We start from the raw sequence: 21435 nt of genomic DNA on the forward strand, positions 1-21435 counted from the left end.
TTTTATAGCGGCAAAAGTGAACTTGAGCTGTACGTCCCCCGTCAAATCCGCCGAGAATCGCCATTCGTCCTCACGACTTTAGGAGCATTTAATGATGCGTTTTTCCTCGACCTTCGCGCTTGCAGCATCCCTTACCCTTCTCTCCCTCGGCGCACAGGCCGCCGCCCCTTCGAACTGGCCTGCGGGCGCCAGGGACGCATTCGTCAAAGACTGCAGTTCAGCCGCCAGCCAGAACGTGGACATCAAAACCGCCAAAGATCACTGCGAATGCGGCGCCGACAAGATCAATGCTGAATTGAGCACCGCGGAAATCAAGGAACTCATGACCAACCAGAACGCGAGCCAGGCGCTTAAAAACAAAGCAGTCTCGGCTATTTCGTCCTGCAAAGTCGTGAAGAAAAAGTAAGAATCGCTGCAATTCGGATGGCAGTTTTTCGGTAAAAGCCCTCTTAAAACTGCCATTTCGCACAAAATACGCAGCTTTTACGGCTTTTTTTACCAGCTGATATTTCGTGCGAAAGCCCCGTAGATCGGGGCTTTCAGCCAACCGAAGGACTAAACCCGGGGCTATTGATTAGCAAACAGTGCCTTGGGGGGGCTCCCAAGCCGAACATTTCGACTATGATAGCCCTGTGTGCCCAGTTGGCCTGAGCAGCACAGCACTACTGAAAATATATGTTTCTTGGAGATACACCATGTCTAATCGCCAAACCGGCACCGTTAAATGGTTCAACGATGAAAAAGGCTTCGGCTTCATCACTCCTCAAGGTGGCGGTGACGACCTGTTCGTACACTTCAAAGCTATCGAAAGCGACGGTTTCAAAAGCCTGAAAGAAGGCCAAACCGTTTCCTTCGTGGCTGAGAAAGGCCAAAAGGGTATGCAAGCTGCACAGGTTCGCGGCGAGTAATTCTCCGCTGAGCTAAAAAAACCCCGTCCATGTGACGGGGTTTTTTATGGGCGCTGCAAAAGCCTGTGGCTATCAGCCGCAATTGACCCGGGTGATCACCAGGTTGTCGTCGGTGTTGAGGTTAAGGCGGTCGGAGCGGTATTCCAGGGTGATCATATCGTTAGGCTTGAGAATTCGGGCGTTCTGCGCACCGGCACGGGTACGCGCTTGCTCCAGCAACTGGGGCGAGGCTTTCTGGCCGATCGTGAACTCGGCGGCCTTCGCCTCACAGCGGCTATGACCGGCATCGGTCACGGCGGCATCTTTGGCTGGCTCAGAGGTACCCGGGGTGCTGCAACCCGCCAACGCGAGTGCCGCCAACAAAGTACCGAATGATGCGAGCTTCCAAGGCATGAAGCCTCCTATGATAAAAAATGGACAGAGATCGTGCGACAGCGATCAGGCGGATTGGTTTCAAGACGTAAATCGCCTGCTGGCAAGTCTGCCTGACTCAGGGCAGGCATTCGCCCGATCAATCGTCACCAGATATGAACGAATTCAGTAAATGTCGATGTAGTCAAACGGTGGCTTAGGCCAGTTCTGTTTCAAGGCATTGAAAATCTGTGTGACCCAGACCTCATCGCTGGCGGCCACGTTTCCGACGTAACCGGAGCCCTTGGCCCAGGTTTCCAGGCGAAACAGCAACCCATCGATATCGACGCCGCCGACGGCCTTGCCGGAGGAGATGTAGGCAATACCTGCCCTGGTGACTCGCAATTGAGTGTGTTCATCGTCACTGGCACTGGCAAGCAGTTGGCGCACGGCGGCCAGTGTCAGGTTCTCGGGGTTGTTCAAGTCGATCTGCACGCGGTGTTCCCCGGTCATTAAAACAGGCTGACAGTGTCGCACACTGCTTGCCTCATTTCGAAATACCTCATGCGTAAGTAGCAGTGCCAAACGCCGTACAAAATGCTTAACTGCCGACGTAAGAACCGCGTTTCAGCGCATCACCCCGTACTTCCAGCTCGTGAGACACCCATGACCACCGTAACGCTCCAAGCCGACATCAAAGCCAAGTGGCCCCAAGGGCAGAGTTCCTACAGCCCCGGAAGCCCGGAAGAATTGGCGATCATCGGTATCGACCTGCTGGTCAAGGAGTTGGGCACCCAGGCCGCGCAAGCGTTCATTGGCCAGGTTTTCGAGAAATACCCGGCCGATCACATGGGCGCACACAACCCCGGGCGCGATTAAGCACCGGCCGGCGAGCGCCGACCGGCAATCACCTTACTTCAGGCGCGCCAGGCGCTCGGTCAACAGATCGAAAAAGCCCTGGGCGTCGCCATTCTCAACCCAGAACACATTCTTTTCCTGCTTCAGGCCGTCATACCAATCGACGATGGTCTGGCCAAAGGTCGGCCCTTCGCGGCTGTCCACCACCATATTGGCCTGACGCCCGCTGAACAACGAAGGCTTGAGCAGATACGCGATGACTGTGGCGTCATGCACCGGGCCGCCAGGAATGCCGTAGTGCTCCATATCGCCTTTGACGTATTCATTGAGAATATCGCCGACGACTTTGCTCGCGTTGTTGTTGATGTCGGCGATCTTCTTCAGGCGCGCTTCACTGGTCAGCACCTTGTGGGTCACGTCCAACGGCAGATAGGTCAGCTTGACGCCACTCTTGAGCACAATCTCGGCCGCGACCGGGTCGGCGAACAGGTTGAACTCGGCCACCGGCGTGATATTGCCGCCGTTGAAGTGCGCGCCGCCCATCACCACCACTTCCTTGATGCCCTGGGTGATCTCTGGCGCCTGGGTCAGCGCCAACGCCAGGTTGGTCTGCGGGCCAAGCATGGCGATGGTGATGCTGTGCGGCTTGGCGGTGCTCAGGGTCTTGATCAGGTAATCAACGGCATTGCCTTCGGCCAGGGCCTTTTTCGGCTCATGTACGGCGACACCGGAGATGCCTTCCTTGCCATGGATATTTTCGGCGTAGATCGGCGTGCGCAGCAGCGGTTTCGGCGCGCCCGCGTACACCGGGATGTCCTCTCGCCCTGCCCACTCACGAGCCAGGCGCGCGTTACGCGAGGTCTTGTCCAGGCGCACATTGCCGGCGACGGTGGTCAGCGCCCGAATGTTCAACTCCTCCGGGGAGGCCATGGCAAACAGCAAGGCCACTACATCGTCGGCACCTGGGTCGGTGTCGATGATCAGGTCGATTTTTTCCGCCGCTTGGGCGCTCACTGCGGTGAGTACGGACAAAAGCAAAACACTCCGGAACAGATTTCTCAGGGTTGGAAGATTACGCGGCATGAAACACTCCTTGTCGTTGGGGAACTCTAGAACGTGACGCCGGACACCAGTGCGATATTGCAATAAGGCTGGCACTCGCCCGTGCGGACAATGGCACGCGCGCTGCGGCTCAGTTGCTTGAATGCGTCATGACTGAGCAGACGCCGCTCGCCGAGCGCCGCCTGGTCGGTCAGGGCATTGAGCGCGCTGAGCGCCGGCGGTTGCTTGAGCAGGATTTCTTCGGCCAGCACGTGGCTTTCCACCTGCATTTCGCTGAGCACAATGCGCAAGGTGCTGATGAAGTCGGGAATGCCCTGGGTCAGGGCCAAGTCGATCAACTCGACGCCCGGCGGCACAGGCAGGCCCGCATCACCGATAACCAGGATGTCGCCATGCCCGAGGGAGGCGATCAGCCGTGACAGGGCGATATTGAGCAGCGGTGTCTTTTTCATGAGGGCACAAAACCTTGAACGTCGTGCAGCGTAGGAATAGAGGGTTGCGCGCCGGCGCGGGTGACTGACAGCGCGGCCGCCACCTGACCAAAACGAATCGCCTCGGCTTCGCTTTTGCCATGGGCCAGCGCTGCGGCAAAACCGCCGACGAACGTGTCGCCGGCAGCCGTGGTGTCCACCGCCTTGACGTTGGGCGCCGCCAGGTGCTCAACACGGTTGCCATCGCTGAACAGCGCGCCCTGAGCGCCGAGGGTGATGATCACTTTAGCGGCGCCGGCCTTGATCAACTGCGCCGCGGCGAGCTTGGCGCTGTCCAGGGAGTCCACCGTCACGCCGCTCAGGGCGGTGGCTTCGCTTTCGTTGGGGATCAGGTAATCGATCGAGGCATACCACTGCGCCGGCAAAGGACCGCTGGCCGGGGCCGGATTGAGGATCACCGTCTTGCCCAGTTCACGCCCGCGCTTGAGCGCATACCCGACGGTCTCCAGCGGCACTTCAAGCTGACAGACGATTACGTCGGCGGCCTGCAACACCGCATCAGCCGCCTGCAACGAAGCGGGCGTCAGCTCACCGTTACTGCCGGCAACGATCACGATCGCGTTCTGGCTGCTGTCGTCCACCACAATCAACGCCACACCGCTGGAACCGTCGACACGGCTAACGGCCTGGCAATCGATGCCTTCGACCAGCAACGCATCGCGCAATTGGACACCGTAGGCGTCAGAGCCGATGCAGCCGATCATCGCCACCTCAGCCCCCAGCCGCGCCGATGCGACGGCCTGGTTCGCGCCCTTGCCACCGGGGACGGTGGAAAACGATTGGCCGATCAGGGTTTCACCGGCGCGGGGCAACCGGCTGGCGCGGGTGACCAGGTCCATGTTCAAGCTGCCTACTACCACTACTTTTGCTGGCATACATCAGTACTCATCAATTCGGTTCAGCGGTATTGGGCGAACACACCGGCAAGTGGCGCCGTCGACTCACGCAAGACAATACTCGGCGTCACGATGCGTTGATCGATCGGCAGTTGGGGGGTCGCAATTCGTCGCAGTAACAACTCGGCCGCCGTCTCGCCCAATTGCACGATCGACTGCCCGACCGTGGTCAGCGCCGGGTACACATAGCGGCTCATTTGGATGTCATCGAAGCCGATCACCGACAATTCGCTCGGCACGCGGATGTTGCGCTCGGCTGCCGCACGCAACACGCCGAAACCGATCATGTCGTTACTGGCGAAAATCGCGCTCGGCGGGTTTTCCGCCAGCAACTTCACTGCCGCGGCATAACCGCCGGTGCTGGTGAAGTCGCTTTCCAGGGTGCGATTGGCGGCAACGTCGATACCCGCCTCGCGCAAAGCGCGGTGATACCCCGCCAGACGCATTTGTGCCACGCGGGTATGGCCGGGGCCGCCGATGCAGGCGATGTCCCGATGGCCCAGTTCAAGTAAATGCCGGGTCGCCAGGTAGGCGCCCTGCTCGTGATCTATACGCACCAGGTCGACATCAATACCGTCCAACGCCCGGTCGACAATCACCATGGGCGTGCGGACCGCGCTCAAGCCCGCGGCCAGGCCGCTGTCGTCGCCGCCCACCGAGGTCACGATCAAGCCATCGACGCGCTTCTCCAGCAACACTCGCAAATAGCTGCGTTGCTTTTCGGCGTTGTCGTCGGAGTTGCAGAGGATCACGCAATAGCCATTACGCTCGCAGTAATCCTCGATCCCCCGGGCCAGCTCGGCGAAATACGGGTTGAGGCTGTTGGGCACAAGCAGGCCGATGGTGGCGGTGGTCTTGGCCTTGAGCGAACGCGCCACGGCGCTGGGCACATAGTCCAGTTGCTTGATCGCCGCTTCCACCTTGAGGCGCACCGGCTCGCTGACCGGGCGCGTCTTGTTCACCACATGCGACACGGTGGTGTAGGAAATACCTGCAAGGGCTGCCACATCCTTAATCGTCGCCATGGTTCAGCCCCGCCGACTGGCGCGTTGACTGCGGTAGGTATCGAGGACCACGGCAATCACGATCACGGCCCCGGTGATGATGCGCTTGGTGGGTTCGGTGGCACCGATCTGCGCCAGGCCAGCCGCCAATACCGAAATAATCAACACACCGAAGAACGTACTGATCACCGAGCCGCGCCCGCCCATCAGGCTGGTGCCGCCGATCACCACGGCCGCGATCACTTGCAGTTCCAGGCCGGACCCGGCGTTCGGGTCTGCCGCCTCCAGGCGCGATATCTGGAACAGCGCCGCAACACCCGCCAGCAGGCCCATCAGGCTGAACACCAGGATCTTGTAAGGTTTGGGATTGATCCCGGCCAGACGCACGGCCTCTTCATTGGTACCGATACCGATCAAGTAACGGCCGAATACCGTGCGAGTCAACACCAGTTGGGCGACGACGATCACCAGCAAAGCGATGATGAATGAAGGCGAAATCCCGAAGGCGATCGGATTGGACAGCCAGGCAAAGGAGTCACCGATATAAGCCGTGCGCGAGCCGGTCATCTGGTACGCCACGCCGCGTGCCATTTCCAGTACGCCAAGGGACACGATAAACGACGGAATCCGCCAGGCCACGGTGATCGAGCCGGTGATGGTGCCGGCCAGCGCGGCGCAGCCCATGCCGAGCACGGCGGCCGGCAACACGCTCCAACCCCAGCCGAGAATCGCCACGCTGACCGCCGACGCCGCCAGGGCCAGGACCGAACCCACCGACAGGTCGATACCGCCGATGATCAGGATGAAGGTCATGCCCACCGCCAGCACCATCAGGTCCGGGATCTGGTTGGCCAGGGTGCTGAAGGTGTCGTAGGACAAGAAGTGATCGCTGAGCACCGAAAACAGCGCAATCATCGCCAGCAACGCACCCGCCAGCCCCAGGTAGGTGCCCAGGCCGTAAAAATTGCCGCCCGCTTTACCGGGGGAAGTTGTTGTTTTCATTGGGCATTCCTAAGCACTGTATCGTTGAGCAGCGCGTCACGTTTCTGATAGCCGGCGAAGGCGGCGGCAAGCAATTCATCCTGGGTCCAGCGGTCGCGCTCGAAGGTCTCGATCAACCGCCCGGCAGAGAGCACGCCGATGCGGTCACAGATCAACATCAGCTCGCGCAGGTCGCTGGACACCACCACCAGCGCTTTGCCCTGGCGGGTCAACTCGCCGAGCAAGGCGTAAATGTCGAACTTGGCCCCCACGTCGATGCCACGGGTCGGCTCATCGAACAGCATCACCGAGCAGTCGCGCTCCAGCCAGCGGCCAATCACGACTTTCTGCTGGTTACCGCCGGACAATTCGGACACCAACTGTGCCGGACTGGAACTGCGGATACGCATGGCGTCGATCTGACGCTTGGCCAGGGCGGTTTCGTCGCGACTATTTACCACACCACCGCCGGAAATTTCCGGCATGTTGCCCAAGGCGATATTCGCGCTGATGGATTGCGTCAGCAGCAGACCTTCGCCCTTGCGGTCTTCGGTGATCAGGGCGATGCCGTGGCCCACTGCGTCGACCGGCGAGCGAATGCTCACCACTTGGGCCGGCGCCCCCAGGGCAATGGTGCCGCTGTCGGCCAGGTCGGCACCGAAGATCAGGCGCAGCAATTCCGTGCGGCCGGCGCCGATCAGGCCGGAGATGCCATAGATCTCGCCGGCACGCACTTCAAAGGAGACGTCGCGGACCTTGTCCGCACGGGTCAGCCCTTTCACCGTCAAGGCCGGGCCGCCGATGGTACGGGGCCCCAGATCAATGTGCTCGCCCAGCTCGCGGCCGACCATCAAGGTCACCAGTTGCTCGCTGTTGTAATTGGCCATCGGCTCGACGCAGACCAGTTTGCCGTCACGCAGTACTGCAATGCGTTGGGCGACACGGGCCAACTCTTCGAGCCGGTGTGAAATATAAATGATCGCCACGCCCCGGGCCTGCAGGCGGGTGATTTGCTCAAACAGCATCTCGACTTCACGGGCGGTCAACATAGCCGTGGGCTCGTCGAGAATCAGCACATGGCAGTCGCCGATCAGGTTGCGGGCGATCTCGACCATTTGCTGATGGCCAATACCCAGGCTGCCGACCAGGGTGTCCGGGTCGATCGCATCCAGGCCGACCTGCGCCATCGCTTCGATCGCCGCGCTACGCAGCTGCTTGCGGCTGATCCAGCCACAGTGGCTGGGCAAGTTGTCCAGGAACAGGTTTTCGGCCACGGTCAGCGTCGGCAGCAGGTTGAGTTCCTGCATGACCATCCGCACGCCCAGCTCTTCGGCCTGGGTGCGACTGCCGGGGCGGTAGTCCTTACCGTTGAATTGCATGTGCCCGGCGGTCGGTGTGACCAGCCCGCCGATAATCTTCGACAAGGTACTTTTGCCTGCGCCGTTTTCACCGGTCAGCGCCAGCACTTCCCCGCGATTGAGCGTCAAGGTGATGTCGGACAGAACCGGCTGGGCATAAGTCTTACCGATACCGCTGACCGAGAGGACAGCGGTCGGGGCGGAAGATGACATAGGAAAATCTCCAGGCGTCCGCTCAGGGTGAGCGGACGCTGTTGGGTGCAGCCGGGATTACTTCTTGAGGACGAGTTCGACCGGGGTTTCGATCACGCCGTCTTGAGCGTCGACCTTCTCACCCTTGACCAGCTTAAGCGCGTTCTGGATACCGAACACGGCCTGCTGTGCGGCAGCCTGGTCGGCGGTCGCCAGGACACGGCCGTCCTGCAGCATCGGCTTGATCGCGGCGATGTTGTCGTAGCCTACGACCAGAACCTTGCCAGCCTTGCCTGCCGCACGCACGGCCGAGACGGCGCCCAGGGCCATGTTGTCGTTACCGGCCAACAGCGCCTTGAGGTCGGGGTATTCGCTCAGCATCGCAGAGGCGACCTTTTGGCCCTGGTCGATTTCCCAGTTGCCCGATTGGGTGGAGACGATCTTCATGCCGGCCGCGTCCATCGCATCCTTGTAGCCTGCGGTGCGCTGCTGCGCGTTGGTAGTGGTCGGTACGCCTTCGATGATGCCGACCTTGTCACCCGCGGCCAGTTGCTTGGCCAGGTAATCACCCACCAGCTTGGAGCCTTTGCGGTTGTCCGGGCCGACGAAGGGAATATCGAGGTTTTTGCTTTTCAGCACGCCCGGGTCCAGGCGGTTATCGATGTTGACGACCTTGATGCCGGCATCGGAGGCTTTTTTCAGCACGGTGACCAGTGCCTTGGAGTCAGCCGGTGCGATGACGATGGCGTTCACTTTGGCGAGGATCATCTGGTTGACGATATCGATCTGCGCGCTGGTATCGGTTTCGTTCTTGATACCGTTGGTGATCATGTCGAAATCAGCGGCGTGGGACTTCTGGTAGTCCTTCGCGCCCTCTTGCATGGTGACGAAGAATTCATTGGCAAGGGATTTCATCACCAGGCCGACCTTGGGTTTGGCGGCGGTGTCGGCGGCGAATGCAGAAGAGAGAGGCAGAGCAGCAGATGCGGCGGCAAGCACAGCGACAGCAAGAAGACGTCCAGCGAATGGCAGCTTCATGGGTTCACTCCGATCTTATGATTATTGGGAGCAACGCTTGCACCGAAGAACACTTCGGCAGCCCACCCACCCGGGTGACTGATACGAGCTTTCAAGACGTTCAGGGCGCACCCGCGAAACATCTCGCAAACGTTTGCGTTAAACAAACTATGAGAACCTTGCCAGGATTTGTCAACGGAAGAAAACCGCCCTCCACCCAAGCCCTCTAGCGCCTGCGTTCCAGCCTGTCTCGCGGGGTTATTAAACATCACCGTCGCCGGATCGTTCTCTAAAACGACAGGCAGTGCCGCCGATGTCATACGCCTCCGGCGACTATCCCGTCATTATCTTCGGACAACCGAACGCAACACCCACGCTTTGTTCGGAAAGCCGGACAAGTGCATGGACAAACCTTCTTAAAGATAAATTTAATTTGTTTTAAATCAATACTTTAGATAATAAACACGGAGGCGTTCAGGCTGGTACAAATCCTGCTCCCTTCCTGCACCTCGAGGCGTTCAGAACCGCCCGAGCGCTCTAGATGAACTTGCTACCGCACTCATCAAAAACCAGAGAGAAAAATAATGAAATCTGCACTGAAGACCTTTGTTCCGGGCGCACTCGCCCTCCTGCTGCTGTTCCCCGTTGCCGCTCAGGCAAAAGAAGTCGAAACCAAAGCCAAACTCTCCAACGTGGTGATCCTCGCCACCGGCGGCACCATTGCCGGCGCCGGCGCCAGCACCGCTAACAGCGCCACCTACCAGGCAGCCAAAGTCGGCATCGAGCAATTGATCGCCGGTGTTCCCGAGCTTAGCCAGATCGCCAATGTGCGCGGCGAGCAAGTCATGCAAATTGCCTCCGAAAGTATCAATAACGAAAACCTGCTGCAATTGGGTCGCCGCGTCGCCGAACTGGCTGACAGCAAGGACGTCGACGGCATCGTGATCACCCACGGCACCGATACCCTGGAAGAAACCGCTTACTTCCTGAACCTGGTGGAAAAAACCGACAAACCCATCATTGTTGTCGGCTCGATGCGCCCAGGTACCGCCATGTCGGCAGACGGCATGCTCAACCTGTACAACGCCGTCGCCGTCGCCGGCAGCAAGGATGCCCGCGGCAAGGGCGTGCTGGTGACCATGAACGACGAGATCCAGTCGGGTCGCGACGTGAGCAAGATGGTCAACATCAAGACCGAAGCGTTCAAGAGCCCATGGGGCCCGTTGGGCATGGTGGTTGAAGGCAAATCCTACTGGTTCCGCCTGCCGGCCAAGCGTCACACCATGGACTCCGAGTTCGACATCAAGACCATCAAGAGCCTGCCCGACGTCGAAATTGCCTACGGCTACGGCAACGTAAGCGACACTGCCGCCAAAGCCCTGGCCCAGGCCGGCGCCAAAGCCATCATCTTTGCAGGCACCGGCAACGGTTCGGTGTCCTCCAAGGTCGTCCCGGCCCTGCAGGAACTGCGCAAGCAAGGCGTGCAGATCATTCGCTCGTCCCACGTGAATGCCGGCGGTTTCGTGCTGCGCAACGCCGAACAGCCTGACGACAAGTACGACTGGGTGGCTGCCCACGACCTGAACCCACAGAAAGCGCGGATTCTGGCAATGGTTGGCCTGACCAAGACCCAGGACAGCAAAGAGCTGCAACGGATGTTCTGGGAATACTGATTCCTGGTAACACCTGTGCAGGGGCGGATTCGCCCGCCCCTGCTTCCCCGCAAAACCCTCGCTACATATCTCCCCGCCCTACATCAATTCGCTTGAATCACTGTCAGACGAGCTTGTTGAATTTTAAGCAGTTGCGAAATCGCCTACAGTTAAATACTGTATGCACGTACAGCTTACTAAGGAATACTCCGTGGCAAAGTCCTCTTCCGCAGCGCCAACCCCGCCTGATGCTTACGAACGCCTGGCCCTTCGTGTGCAAAAGATCATCAATTCGACCAACGCCCAGAAAGCCAAGGCAGCCTTGATCTTCCGCCTGCCGGATGAACCGGAGGACGAATGGCAACGTCTGCTGGAGGAAATTGCGGAGAACGACAACGTCACACTCGCCTACCGGGACGACGGTGGCGTGCAGATTTTCTGGGTTGTGCCGAAGGAAGATTGATTCAATGAGTGTCCGTTTTACTGCTGTGTTTTTGTGTCTGTTTTTTGCCATCGCCGCCCACGCCCAAGCGCCCCGAACGTTCAGCGAAGCCAAGAAAATCGCCTGGAAACTCTACGCACCACAATCCACCGAGTTCTATTGCGGCTGCAAATACACGGGCAACCGCGTAGACCTGAAAGCCTGCGGCTACATCCCACGCAAAAACGCCAGCCGCGCCGCGCGCATCGAGTGGGAACATATCGTGCCGGCCTGGCAGATCGGGCATCAGCGCCAGTGCTGGCAGAATGGCGGGCGCAAGAACTGTACGCGGTATGACGACGTGTTCAAACGTGCCGAAGCCGACCTGCACAACCTCGTGCCGAGCATCGGCGAGGTCAATGGCGACCGGAACAACTTCAGTTTTGGCTGGCTGCCGGTGCAAAGCGGGCAGTACGGTTCATGCCTGACCCAGGTCGACTTCAAGGCCAAGAAGGTCATGCCGCGTCCGTCCATTCGCGGGATGATCGCACGGACGTATTTTTACATGAGTAAACAATACGGCTTGCGCCTGTCGAAACAGGATCGCCAACTGTACGAAGCCTGGAACAAGACCTATCCGGTGCAGACCTGGGAGCGCCAACGCAATCAGACGGTAGCCTGCGTGATGGGGCGCGGCAACGAGTTCGTCGGCCCGGTGAATCTGAAAGCCTGCAACTGAAACCGAGCGGGAAAAATCGGTATTTTCCCGCCCAATCGGCCGGTTACTGCGCGACCTTGTGTTCGATGATCTGCGACTCGGTGTCGTTTTTCTTGGCACGGGCAAGTTTTTCCGTCAGCAAGGCCTGTTTGGCTTCAGCCTCGGCCCTGGTTTGGAATGGCCCCAACAGCACCACATCCTTGCCGTCTTCCTTCACGATATAAAAATTGAAACCATGCTCCAGCAACCAGGCGGTCAGGTCGGTGATCGCCTGCAGCTTGTGATCCGGCGGACCCACGCGCAGGTCCCACTCCTGAGCGGCAATCGCACCGGTTTGCGGCTGGCTTTCAGTCACGGCGGGCTTGGCCCTGGGCTCTTCGACACGCTTGCCTTCACCGCAACCGGCCAATGCCAACACCGCCATTGCCATCGCTACTTTACGCACTGCCCTGCTCCTTTAAGGATAAAGAGGCAACTTTATCATCCACTGTCTATTCTGGCCGTCATAAACGTTGGGTTAAACAATGCGAATCATGTATCGCAGACCTGTATGATGACGCCATGGGAATTAATGTCGCCTCTATGCGTCCTAAAAGAGGCAGTCACAGGGAAGCGCTTAGCAGTAAGCTACACACATCCGACACCTGCCCTGTCTGAAACATGTGTCCTTAAAAGTAATCAAGGAGAAGTCCATGCTGATACTCACCCGTAAAGTTGGTGAAAGCATAAACATCGGTGATGACATTACGATCACCATCCTGGGCGTCAGCGGCCAGCAAGTACGAATCGGCATCAATGCACCGAAGGATGTTGCCGTGCATCGCGAGGAAATCTACCAGCGCATCCAGGCCGGCCTGACGGCGCCGGACAAAAACCAGACGCCTTGAAGCGCCTTCAGTAGCCAGCCTTTTCGTTCACGGTCACGGCTGGCGAAAACCCTATTGGCCTGCTCGCGTTCTTTTCGCGTTCAGCGTATCCGGCCCTTTCATCGTCGCTAAAAAGATGAAACTGTCATTACGCCCGGAACTTGTTACATGATTTGCAGCCGAACCTCGTGAGAACCTCTTCCGCCATACGAGTGCACTCAGGAGCACATCGATGAGGCCTAGCACGAAGCGACCTTTTGCCGCCCGTTCCTGGATGATCGCCCTGTTCATCGGGCTCGTCTTTGCAGGATTGGAATGCGGCTTGAGGTTCGAAATCAAAGATATCTACGTCACCGATGTGCCGTCATGGCTGGACTTGACGCTGTTGCTCGGCGGCTACCTGTTTGTGTTCTGCCTCAAGCCGATCCAGAAAACCGTCCAGCGCAAAATGTGCCAGCGCGCAGCTCCCGGCGAACACCGGAGAACTACCCACTGACGGCTGATGCCTGGCTATCAGATCGCCGGTATTTACAGCCCTGCAGCAGCACCTATGCTTGGCCTTGCACGGTCGGCTGAAAGGCGTTGAAGCAGATGGACACCCTGAGCAAATCCCAAATCGAATCTGCACTGGCATCGCGCTTGCCCAGCTATAAGGTCGTCTGCACATTACATGCTGACGGCACCCTCTCAGCCATTCTCAGCGGCCCGAACACCGACCACTTCGCAATCACCGGCATCGTGCGCGCACACTATCGCGGCGAAGAAGCGATTGCCCGACTTGCCAATGAGATACTCAGAGAGATGGTGCTGTCGCGCCAGGGCGTGAAAAATTATCCTTTGCACACGCCCGGCGCCCCAGGCACGTGTGAAGAAGGCCACGGCCGATAGAACGCGCGCCCTTTCCCTCTCACTCCATTCGGCGCTCGACGCGCAGCAGGCCTTCAGCGTCGCGCCGCACCTGAAACTGCTCATACCCGTCGATCCAGGCATGCGCAGTCACCATGGGTGTCAGGTGCGTCGAGGTCACGACCATCACATCCGCGCCCGCCGCCTCCCCCGCTCGGATCCCCACCGTCGCATCTTCGAATACCAGGCAGTCCTGGGCCGCGACACCCAGACGTTGCGCACCCAGCCTATAGCAGGCGGGATCCGGCTTGCCGTTGGCGACATCCTCGGCCGTCACCCACACCGCCGGCGGACTGATGCCCGCCGCCTGTAGGCGCCGTAGCGCCAACTCCCTGGGGGCGGACGTCACCAACGCCCATTGATCGCTGGGCACATCATTCAAGAACGCAACGGCACCGGGAATCGCCACGACACCCTCGACATCATTCAGCTCGGCCTCGGTGATCCATTGCGCCTCAGCCTCAGGATCGACCCCAGGCAACGCCTGACGCCTGATCGTATCGATCGCCCGCGCGCCATGAATGGTGGTCAGGAACGCCGCCACATCCAGGCCATGACGTTCAGCCCAGATACTCCACACCCGTTCGGCAGCCGCAATGGAGTTGAGCAAGGTGCCATCCATATCGAACAGGAAGGCGCGATAACGCTGGGCAAATACGGCTGAACCGGGGATGGACACGGTGTGGCTTCCTCGCAGGCGACGACAAAAATAGACTCGAGGCAATCTACGGATCACCTCGACGCTTGTAAACGCCAACAGCGCTCACGCGACGCATCCCCGGCGCTACAGCGGCAGAGCCCAGGGCGGGGCGACGTGTTTCGAGTGGTTTTTTCCAAGGCGGGAGAATTGTTGCTGCAGACCGACAAACCGTGGGGGGGGTGATCGCCTTGTGTCGGCCCGGCGTGAAGATTCTCATTCAGCCACTACACTCAACAAAGCAACCGCACGTTCTGTGCATCGTTCAGGGCAAGATTGCCGACAAAGAGGCTAGCCACTATGTACGCCGGACAAACGCATATGGAAACGTTCAATGGCGAAATTCTCGGCCAGATGTTCGTCCAGATCATCTGTCTGCTAGCGGTGGCTCAGCTTTTCTTCTGATCGCCCGCTTCACCGTCCGCCGCGAACGGGGCGTGGCAAAACGACGCCCAAATTTCAGACAACAAAAAAGGGCTCACCTTTCGGTGAGCCCTTCCAGACCGCCCAGCAGAGCGGATTTTGTTTGGTAGGCGCGATTGGACTCGAACCAACGACCCCCACCATGTCAAGGTGGTGCTCTAACCAACTGAGCTACGTGCCTGCTGTGAGGCGGCATTCTACGGAATTCCGGAGGGCTGTCAACATCTTTTTTGCAGCTAACCCTATGAATATGCGAATTTTTTATTTTCGGCCCGTACACCCGTATTTTTCGGGCGGCTGGCAGGCGATTTTCAACTCAGGTAGGATCGGGGCACTCGTAAAAAATATAAAACAGAGGTTCCAGGATGGCGAACACCCCCTACCCCCAGTCGTATTACGCCGCGTCGGCGAATGCGGCTCCGCCTCGCCCAGTGCTGCAAGGTGAAGTCGAAACCGATGTGTGCGTGATCGGTGCTGGCTACACCGGGCTCTCCAGCGCGCTGTTTCTGCTGGAGAACGGTTTTCGCGTGACAGTCCTGGAGGCGGCCAAGGTAGGGTTTGGCGCGTCTGGCCGCAACGGCGGGCAGATCGTCAACAGCTACAGCCGCGATATCGATGTGATCGAGCGCAGCGTCGGGCCGAAGCAGGCGCAGTTGCTGGGACAGATGGCGTTCGAGGGCGGCAGGATCATTCGTGAGCGGATCGCCAAGTACCAGATTCAGTGCGATCTGAAGGACGGTGGAGTATTCGCCGCGCTGAACAGCAAGCACATGGGTCACCTGGAGTCGCAGAAGCGCTTGTGGGAGCGTTATGGCCATACGCAGCTGGAGTTGCTGGACGAGCGGCGCATCCGCGAGGTGGTGGCCTGTGACAATTACGTCGGCGGCCTGCTGGACATGAGCGGCGGACATATCCACCCGCTCAACCTGGCGCTGGGCGAAGCAGCAGCCGTAGAGTCCCTCGGCGGCACGATTTATGAGCAGTCAGCCGCATTGCGCATCGAGCGCGGCGCCAACCCAGTGGTACACACCGCCGAGGGCAAGGTCAGGGCGAAGTTCATCATCGTCGCCGGCAATGCCTACCTGGGGAACCTGGTGCCGGAATTGGCGGCCAAATCGATGCCGTGCGGCACGCAGGTGATCACCACCGCACCGCTGGGGGACGAGCTGGCCAAAACGCTATTGCCACAGGACTACTGCGTCGAAGATTGCAACTACCTGCTCGACTACTACCGCCTGACCAGTGACAAACGCCTGATCTTCGGCGGTGGCGTGGTCTATGGCGCGCGGGACCCGGCCAATATCGAAGCAATCATCCGCCCGAAGATGCTCAAGGCCTTCCCGCAACTCAAGGATGTGAAGATTGACTACGCCTGGACCGGCAATTTCCTGCTGACCCTGTCGCGCTTGCCGCAAGTCGGTCGCCTGGGCGACAACATCTATTACTCCCAAGGCTGCAGCGGCCACGGCGTGACGTACACGCACCTGGCGGGCAAGGTACTGGCAGAGGCCCTTCGAGGCCAGGCAGAGCGTTTTGACGCGTTTGCCGACCTGCCGCACTACCCGTTCCCCGGCGGGCAACTGCTGCGCACGCCGTTTGCCGCGATGGGCGCCTGGTATTACGGGCTACGGGATAAGCTGGGGTTCTGATGGGAAGGCTTGCCTGGGATGCTGGCACGGCGCACTCAGCCGACGCCATCACAGGCAAGCTTGCGTCCACAGAGGCTGAGGTAGCTTGCCGACACGCGCTGATCAATGCTGAATCGCAGACACAAAAAACCCCGGTCTTTCGACCAGGGTCTTTGCTATCGGGTCAAAGGCAGCCAACGGCTTTCTTTGTGCTGCAAGGCGTTCAGTGGGCCTTGAAGCAGATATGGCGCAGCGGACGGGACTCGAACCCGCGACCCCCGGCGTGACAGGCCGGTATTCTAACCGACTGAACTACCGCTGCGTATCGCTTGACCGGCCGAGCGTAAACCCTCGACCGTCTTTAAACATCTGGCTGATCAGCCTTGGCTGTTCAACCTCAAGCCCGACGAATCGAACCTGGAAAATATGGCGCAGCGGACGGGACTCGAACCCGCGACCCCCGGCGTGACAGGCCGGTATTCTAACCGACTGAACTACCGCTGCGCGTCGGTGCAACCTTTAACGTTGCGTCTTACCCTAGGGCAAAACTCTCAAGAAGTGGTGGGTGATGACGGGATCGAACCGCCGACCCTCTGCTTGTAAGGCAGATGCTCTCCCAGCTGAGCTAATCACCCTTTGCTTCGTTGAGGCCGCGAAATTTACGCAGATAGCGGACCTAAGTCAATAGCCTGCTTGAAGTTTTTCTGAAAAAGACAAAATAGTTTCAAGACGGCTATCCACCCTACTCGCTGTAAATCATCTTCTTGCTCATGCCGCCGTCCACCACAAACTCCTGGCCGGTGACGAACCCGGCCTGGCGCGACAGCAGCCATGCCACCAGCGCCGCCACGTCCTCCACCGTGCCAACCCTGCCCGTCGGATGCTGGGCGTGGTCGGCGTCGGTCAGCGGCTCTGCGCGACGGGCTGCCGGATCACGCGCATCGATCCAGCCAGGGCTGACGGCATTGACCCGCACTTCCGGGCCAAGGCTCATCGCCAAGGCGTGTGTCAGGGCCAGCACGCCGCCCTTGCTCGCCGCGTAGGCTTCGGTGTCCGGCTCCGACTGCCGAGCCCGGGTCGAGGCCAGGTTGACGATCGCACCGCCATGGGCGCGCAGGTACGGCGCACAGTGCTTGGCCAACAGCATCGGGCCGCTGAGGTTCACCGCCAGCACGCGATTCCAGGAGGCCAGGTCAAGGCTTTCAAGGGTGATATTGCGCGGGTCGGCCACCGCCGCATTGCACACCAATGCGTCCAGGCGCCCGAACTGCCCAAGCACTTCAGCGACGCCCTGGGCGACTTGCTTCTCGTCGGCCACGTCCATGGTGATAAACCAGGCGTTCTCGCCGAGCACCTTGGAGACCTTGGAGCCGCGCTCGCGGTCCAGGTCGGCCAACACCACCTGCCAGCCTTCGCTAATCAGCCACGCCGCGATCCCCAGGCCAATGCCCCGGGCAGCGCCCGTCACCAGCGCGACGCGGCCGTTACCGCCCGCAGCCGCTTCCATGGACCACTCGATCACAAGGCCGCCAGCCCACGGGCCAGATCAGCCTGCAAGTCAGCGACGTCTTCAAGCCCCACCGCAACACGGATCAGGCTGTCGCGAATACCCGCCGCTTCCCGCTCCTGCGGTGCCAGGCGGCCGTGGGACGTGGTGCTCGGATGGGTAATGGTGGTCTTGCTGTCACCCAGGTTGGCGGTGATCGAGATCAGGCGCGTCGCGTCGATAAAGCGCCAGGCGCCCTCTTTGCCGCCTTTCACTTCAAAACTCACCACCGCACCGAAGCCGCGCTGCTGGCGCTGGGCCAATGCGTGCTGCGGATGGCTCTTGAGGCCGGCGTAGTGAACCTTCTCGATACCGTCCTGCTGCTCCAGCCACTCGGCCAGGGCCTGGGCATTGGCACAATGGGCTTTCATCCGCAGGCTGAGAGTCTCCAGGCCCTTGAGGAAGATCCATGCATTGAACGGGCTCAGGGTCGGGCCGGCCGTGCGCAGGAAACCCACCACTTCTTTCATCTGCTCGCTACGCCCCGCCACCACACCACCCATGCAACGGCCTTGGCCGTCGATGAACTTGGTCGCCGAATGCACGACAACATCCGCACCCAGCTTCAACGGCTGTTGCAACGCCGGCGTGCAGAAGCAGTTGTCGACCACCAGCATGGCGCCTTTGGCATGCGCGACTTGCGACAGCGCGGCGATGTCTACCAACTCGGCCAGCGGGTTGGACGGCGACTCGACGAACAGCAGCTTGGTATTGGCTTTGATTGCCGCATCCCAGCCGGAAAGATCCGCCAAAGGCACGTAGTCCACTTCGATACCGAAGCGCTTGAAATACTTCTCAAACAGGCTGATGGTCGAACCGAACACGCTGCGTGACACCAGCACATGGTCGCCGGCGCTGCACAAGCTCATGACCACCGCCAGGATCGCCGCCATGCCGGTCGCCGTGGCGACCGCCTGCTCAGCGCCTTCCAGTGCGGCGATACGCTCTTCGAACGCCCGCACGGTCGGGTTGGTGTAACGGGAATAGACGTTGCCCGGCACTTCACCGGCAAAACGCGCAGCGGCGTCGGCAGCGGTGCGGAACACATAGCTGGAGGTGAAGAACATCGGATCACCGTGCTCGCCTTCCGGCGTGCGGTGCTGACCGGCGCGCACAGCCAGGGTATCGAAAGCTACGCCATCGAGGTCGCTGTCCAACCGACCGGCATCCCATTCCTGACTCATGCTGCGACTCCTTACTCAATGCTTTGTTTAAGATACAAAACCGGCCCCTCAGGGCCGGTGTTTACTCAATTGTTGTACAGATCGATGATCGCACTGACCGCCTGGGTCTTGATCTTCGACGAGTCGTTACGCGCCTGCTCGATCTTGTTCAGGTAAGCCTCATCGACATCACCGGTCACGTATTTGCCGTCGAACACCGCGCAGTCGAACTGCTCGATCTTGATCTTGCCACCGCCGACCGCTTCGATCAGGTCGGAAAGGTCCTGATAGATCAGCCAATCGGCGCCGATCAGATCGGCTACGTCCTGGGTCGTGCGGTTGTGGGCGATCAGCTCGTGGGCGCTCGGCATGTCGATGCCGTACACGTTCGGGTAACGCACGGCAGGCGCGGCGGAGCAGAAGTACACGTTCTTCGCGCCAGCTTCGCGGGCCATCTGGATGATCTGCTTGCAGGTGGTGCCACGCACGATGGAGTCATCCACCAGCATCACATTCTTGCCGCGGAATTCCAGTTCGATGGCATTGAGCTTCTGGCGTACCGACTTCTTGCGCGCCGCCTGGCCAGGCATGATGAACGTGCGGCCGATGTAGCGGTTCTTGACGAAGCCTTCACGGAACTTGACGCCCAAGTGGTTGGCCAGCTCCAGCGCAGCGGTACGGCTGGTGTCCGGGATCGGGATCACCACGTCGATATCGTGCTGAGGGCGCTCGCGCAGGATCTTGTCGGCCAGCTTCTCGCCCATGCGCAGGCGCGCCTTGTACACCGAAACGCCGTCGATGATCGAATCCGGACGCGCCAGGTAGACGTGTTCGAAGATGCACGGAGTGAGTTTCGGCGCAACAGCGCACTGACGGGTGTGCAACTTGCCATCTTCGGTGATGTACACCGCTTCGCCCGGTGCCAGGTCGCGGATCAGGGTGAAGCCCAGCACGTCCAGGGACACGCTTTCGGAGGCGATCATGTACTCGACGCCTTCATCGGTGTGACGCTGACCGAACACGATCGGACGGATGCCGTGCGGGTCACGGAAACCGACGATGCCATAACCGGTGACCATCGCCACTACCGCGTAACCACCGACGCAACGGTTATGCACGTCGGTGACGGCGGCGAACACATCTTCTTCGGTCGGCTGCAGCTTGCCGCGCTGGGCCAGCTCGTGCGCGAACACGTTGAGCAGCACTTCCGAGTCAGAGTTGGTGTTGACGTGGCGCAGGTCAGATTCGTAAATCTCCTTGGCCAGCTGTTCAACGTTGGTCAGGTTACCGTTATGCGCCAGGGTGATGCCGTAAGGCGAGTTGACGTAAAACGGTTGAGCTTCGGCCGAGGTCGAGCTACCGGCAGTCGGGTAACGCACATGGCCAATGCCCATGTGCCCGACGAGGCGCTGCATGTGACGCTGATGGAACACGTCACGTACCAGACCATTGTCCTTGCGCAGGAATAACCGGCCGTCGTGGCTGGTCACAATACCGGCAGCGTCCTGGCCGCGGTGCTGGAGGACGGTTAGCGCGTCATACAGCGCCTGATTGACGTTCGACTTACCGACGATACCGACGATGCCACACATGCGACGCAACCCCTACTTAATGAATCTTGACTGAACACTGCTTACTGAGGCGTTTTGGCCGGTAAGAGGTGCTCCTTGAACGGAAGATCAGCGGGTATGCTGATCCCGCTGGCCAGCCACTGACTGCTCCACCCCAAAATGAGGTTCTTGGACCAATCTGCAACCAATAGAAATTTTGGCACGAGTACCGACTCCTGCCACCACGAATCCTGCTGTACTGGCCCCAGGCTCAACAGCCCGACCGCCACGACCACCAGCAACGCGCCACGCGCAGCGCCGAAGGCCATGCCGAGAAATCGATCGGTCCCGGAGAGGCCGGTGACACGTATCAACTCGCCAATAAGATAATTGACCATTGCTCCCACCAGCAGCGTGGCGATGAACATGATGGCGCAGCCCGCGATGACGCGAGCCGAAGGTGTCTCGATGTACCCGCTCAAGTAGACCGACAGCGAACCGCCGAACATCCAGGCGACGACTCCTGCAATGATCCAGGTCAGCAACGACAGTGCTTCTTTTACGAAGCCGCGGCTTAGACTGATCAAAGCGGAGATGGCGACGATTGCGACGATCGCCCAATCAACCCAGGTAAATGGCACGGTGCAGCCTACAGACGGATAAGGCGGCGCATTTTAGCAGAGCGCCGGGCTATCGGTAAGCTGTGATTGCGGGTGCTTTGCAAAACAATAGTTTGTGACGAGTTAA

General features: G+C 59.7%; 25 protein-coding genes and 4 tRNA genes. 10 read left to right on the forward strand and 19 right to left on the reverse strand.

Features of this window, described 5'->3' with window-relative positions; all coding sequences use genetic code 11:
• Window positions 1-91 precede the first annotated feature (91 nt).
• Window positions 92-406, forward strand: a complete 315-nt coding sequence (locus LQ249_RS21275) for a hypothetical protein (protein WP_082107723.1) — start codon at window positions 92-94, stop codon at window positions 404-406.
• Window positions 407-695: 289 nt separating this feature from the next.
• Window positions 696-908, forward strand: a complete 213-nt coding sequence (locus LQ249_RS21280; RefSeq protein ID WP_003234260.1) for a cold-shock protein — start codon at window positions 696-698, stop codon at window positions 906-908.
• A gap of 72 nt (window positions 909-980) precedes the next feature.
• On the opposite strand, the gene LQ249_RS21285 is transcribed toward LQ249_RS21280, so the two are convergent.
• Together LQ249_RS21285 and LQ249_RS21290 are read right to left on the reverse strand one after the other, a co-directional pair.
• Entirely contained in the window at window positions 981-1301 is a 321-nt protein-coding gene (locus tag LQ249_RS21285) for an I78 family peptidase inhibitor (RefSeq protein WP_017847669.1), read from the reverse strand.
• A gap of 144 nt (window positions 1302-1445) precedes the next feature.
• Complete coding sequence (locus LQ249_RS21290) at window positions 1446-1754, reverse strand: hypothetical protein (RefSeq protein WP_026140116.1); 309 nt, start codon at window positions 1752-1754, stop codon at window positions 1446-1448.
• A gap of 171 nt (window positions 1755-1925) precedes the next feature.
• Here LQ249_RS21290 and LQ249_RS21295 point away from each other — a divergent pair, with 171 nt between their 5' ends.
• The gene (locus LQ249_RS21295) at window positions 1926-2138 is read left to right on the forward strand and encodes a hypothetical protein (protein ID WP_017847671.1); all 213 of its coding nucleotides are present in this window, start codon (window positions 1926-1928) and stop codon (window positions 2136-2138) included.
• A 33-nt stretch (window positions 2139-2171) separates the two neighbouring features.
• Here the strand turns inward: LQ249_RS21295 and LQ249_RS21300 are convergent, their stop codons facing one another.
• From LQ249_RS21300 to LQ249_RS21330, 7 genes are read right to left on the reverse strand one after another with little or no spacing between them, the layout of a single operon-like run.
• The gene (locus LQ249_RS21300) at window positions 2172-3200 is read right to left on the reverse strand and encodes a nucleoside hydrolase (protein ID WP_057005672.1); all 1029 of its coding nucleotides are present in this window, start codon (window positions 3198-3200) and stop codon (window positions 2172-2174) included.
• A gap of 26 nt (window positions 3201-3226) precedes the next feature.
• Window positions 3227-3631: a D-ribose pyranase gene (gene rbsD / locus LQ249_RS21305; RefSeq protein ID WP_046382652.1), complete on the reverse strand. Its 405-nt coding sequence runs from the start codon at window positions 3629-3631 to the stop codon at window positions 3227-3229.
• Entirely contained in the window at window positions 3628-4545 is a 918-nt protein-coding gene (rbsK, locus tag LQ249_RS21310) for a ribokinase (RefSeq protein WP_232565891.1), read from the reverse strand. Before rbsK ends, rbsD begins: the two co-directional genes overlap by 4 nt.
• Window positions 4546-4568: 23 nt before the next feature.
• On the reverse strand, window positions 4569-5591 hold the full coding sequence (locus tag LQ249_RS21315; protein WP_104902760.1) for a LacI family DNA-binding transcriptional regulator: 1023 nt from the start codon (window positions 5589-5591) through the stop codon (window positions 4569-4571).
• Window positions 5592-5594: 3 nt separating this feature from the next.
• Entirely contained in the window at window positions 5595-6572 is a 978-nt protein-coding gene (locus LQ249_RS21320) for an ABC transporter permease (protein ID WP_046382649.1), read from the reverse strand.
• Window positions 6569-8122 (reverse strand): sugar ABC transporter ATP-binding protein, encoded by a 1554-nt coding sequence (locus tag LQ249_RS21325; protein WP_232565892.1) that lies wholly within the window; start codon window positions 8120-8122, stop codon window positions 6569-6571. The genes LQ249_RS21320 and LQ249_RS21325 overlap by 4 nt, the downstream gene beginning before the upstream one ends.
• 57 nt (window positions 8123-8179) lie before the next feature.
• Window positions 8180-9139: a sugar ABC transporter substrate-binding protein gene (locus tag LQ249_RS21330; protein WP_026140120.1), complete on the reverse strand. Its 960-nt coding sequence runs from the start codon at window positions 9137-9139 to the stop codon at window positions 8180-8182.
• Window positions 9140-9702: 563 nt separating this feature from the next.
• On the opposite strand from LQ249_RS21330, the gene LQ249_RS21335 reads away from it, so the two are divergent.
• From LQ249_RS21335 to LQ249_RS21345, 3 genes are all read left to right on the forward strand, one after another.
• Entirely contained in the window at window positions 9703-10791 is a 1089-nt protein-coding gene (locus LQ249_RS21335; protein WP_017847679.1) for an asparaginase, read from the forward strand.
• A gap of 190 nt (window positions 10792-10981) precedes the next feature.
• Window positions 10982-11233 (forward strand): DUF1654 domain-containing protein, encoded by a 252-nt coding sequence (locus LQ249_RS21340; protein WP_017847680.1) that lies wholly within the window; start codon window positions 10982-10984, stop codon window positions 11231-11233.
• 4 nt (window positions 11234-11237) lie between these two features.
• Entirely contained in the window at window positions 11238-11930 is a 693-nt protein-coding gene (locus tag LQ249_RS21345) for an endonuclease (protein ID WP_057005677.1), read from the forward strand.
• A 43-nt stretch (window positions 11931-11973) separates the two neighbouring features.
• Here LQ249_RS21345 and LQ249_RS21350 read toward each other — a convergent pair whose 3' ends face one another.
• Window positions 11974-12354, reverse strand: a complete 381-nt coding sequence (locus LQ249_RS21350; RefSeq protein ID WP_026140121.1) for a hypothetical protein — start codon at window positions 12352-12354, stop codon at window positions 11974-11976.
• Between the two features lie 247 nt (window positions 12355-12601).
• Between LQ249_RS21350 and csrA the strand changes: the two genes are divergently transcribed.
• The 3 genes from csrA to LQ249_RS21365 all read left to right on the forward strand — a co-directional run bounded on the left by csrA (window position 12602) and on the right by LQ249_RS21365 (window position 13663).
• Window positions 12602-12796 (forward strand): carbon storage regulator CsrA, encoded by a 195-nt coding sequence (gene csrA / locus LQ249_RS21355; RefSeq protein WP_003192511.1) that lies wholly within the window; start codon window positions 12602-12604, stop codon window positions 12794-12796.
• A 211-nt stretch (window positions 12797-13007) separates the two neighbouring features.
• Window positions 13008-13271 carry a hypothetical protein gene (locus LQ249_RS21360; protein WP_046382646.1) on the forward strand — a complete coding sequence of 88 codons (264 nt, stop codon included), beginning with the start codon at window positions 13008-13010 and terminating at the stop codon, window positions 13269-13271.
• A 95-nt stretch (window positions 13272-13366) separates the two neighbouring features.
• The gene (locus LQ249_RS21365) at window positions 13367-13663 is read left to right on the forward strand and encodes a hypothetical protein (protein WP_017847684.1); all 297 of its coding nucleotides are present in this window, start codon (window positions 13367-13369) and stop codon (window positions 13661-13663) included.
• 19 nt (window positions 13664-13682) lie between these two features.
• Here the strand turns inward: LQ249_RS21365 and LQ249_RS21370 are convergent, their stop codons facing one another.
• The gene (locus LQ249_RS21370; RefSeq protein WP_057005678.1) at window positions 13683-14360 is read right to left on the reverse strand and encodes an HAD family hydrolase; all 678 of its coding nucleotides are present in this window, start codon (window positions 14358-14360) and stop codon (window positions 13683-13685) included.
• Between the two features lie 545 nt (window positions 14361-14905).
• Window positions 14906-14982, reverse strand: a tRNA-Val gene (locus tag LQ249_RS21375).
• A 184-nt stretch (window positions 14983-15166) separates the two neighbouring features.
• On the opposite strand from LQ249_RS21375, the gene LQ249_RS21380 reads away from it, so the two are divergent.
• Window positions 15167-16450: an NAD(P)/FAD-dependent oxidoreductase gene (locus LQ249_RS21380; protein WP_017847687.1), complete on the forward strand. Its 1284-nt coding sequence runs from the start codon at window positions 15167-15169 to the stop codon at window positions 16448-16450.
• A gap of 224 nt (window positions 16451-16674) precedes the next feature.
• Here LQ249_RS21380 and LQ249_RS21385 read toward each other — a convergent pair.
• The 7 genes from LQ249_RS21385 to LQ249_RS21415 all read right to left on the reverse strand — a co-directional run bounded on the left by LQ249_RS21385 (window position 16675) and on the right by LQ249_RS21415 (window position 21329).
• Window positions 16675-16751: transfer RNA gene (locus tag LQ249_RS21385), tRNA-Asp, on the reverse strand.
• A 105-nt stretch (window positions 16752-16856) separates the two neighbouring features.
• Window positions 16857-16933: transfer RNA gene (locus LQ249_RS21390), tRNA-Asp, on the reverse strand.
• A gap of 55 nt (window positions 16934-16988) precedes the next feature.
• A tRNA-Val gene (locus LQ249_RS21395) sits at window positions 16989-17064 on the reverse strand.
• A 107-nt stretch (window positions 17065-17171) separates the two neighbouring features.
• Window positions 17172-17936, reverse strand: a complete 765-nt coding sequence (locus LQ249_RS21400) for an SDR family oxidoreductase (protein ID WP_017847688.1) — start codon at window positions 17934-17936, stop codon at window positions 17172-17174.
• An 11-nt stretch (window positions 17937-17947) separates the two neighbouring features.
• On the reverse strand, window positions 17948-19159 hold the full coding sequence (locus LQ249_RS21405; RefSeq protein ID WP_057005680.1) for an O-succinylhomoserine sulfhydrylase: 1212 nt from the start codon (window positions 19157-19159) through the stop codon (window positions 17948-17950).
• 65 nt (window positions 19160-19224) lie between these two features.
• Window positions 19225-20730, reverse strand: coding sequence for an amidophosphoribosyltransferase (gene purF / locus LQ249_RS21410; RefSeq protein ID WP_017847690.1), 1506 nt, complete (start codon window positions 20728-20730; stop codon window positions 19225-19227).
• A gap of 41 nt (window positions 20731-20771) precedes the next feature.
• Entirely contained in the window at window positions 20772-21329 is a 558-nt protein-coding gene (locus LQ249_RS21415) for a CvpA family protein (protein ID WP_057005681.1), read from the reverse strand.
• Window positions 21330-21435 lie beyond the last annotated feature (106 nt).

The sequence above is a fragment of the Pseudomonas sp. 7-41 genome, assembly GCF_021233075.1.
In the GTDB taxonomy this organism is placed as follows: domain Bacteria; phylum Pseudomonadota; class Gammaproteobacteria; order Pseudomonadales; family Pseudomonadaceae; genus Aquipseudomonas; species Aquipseudomonas veronii.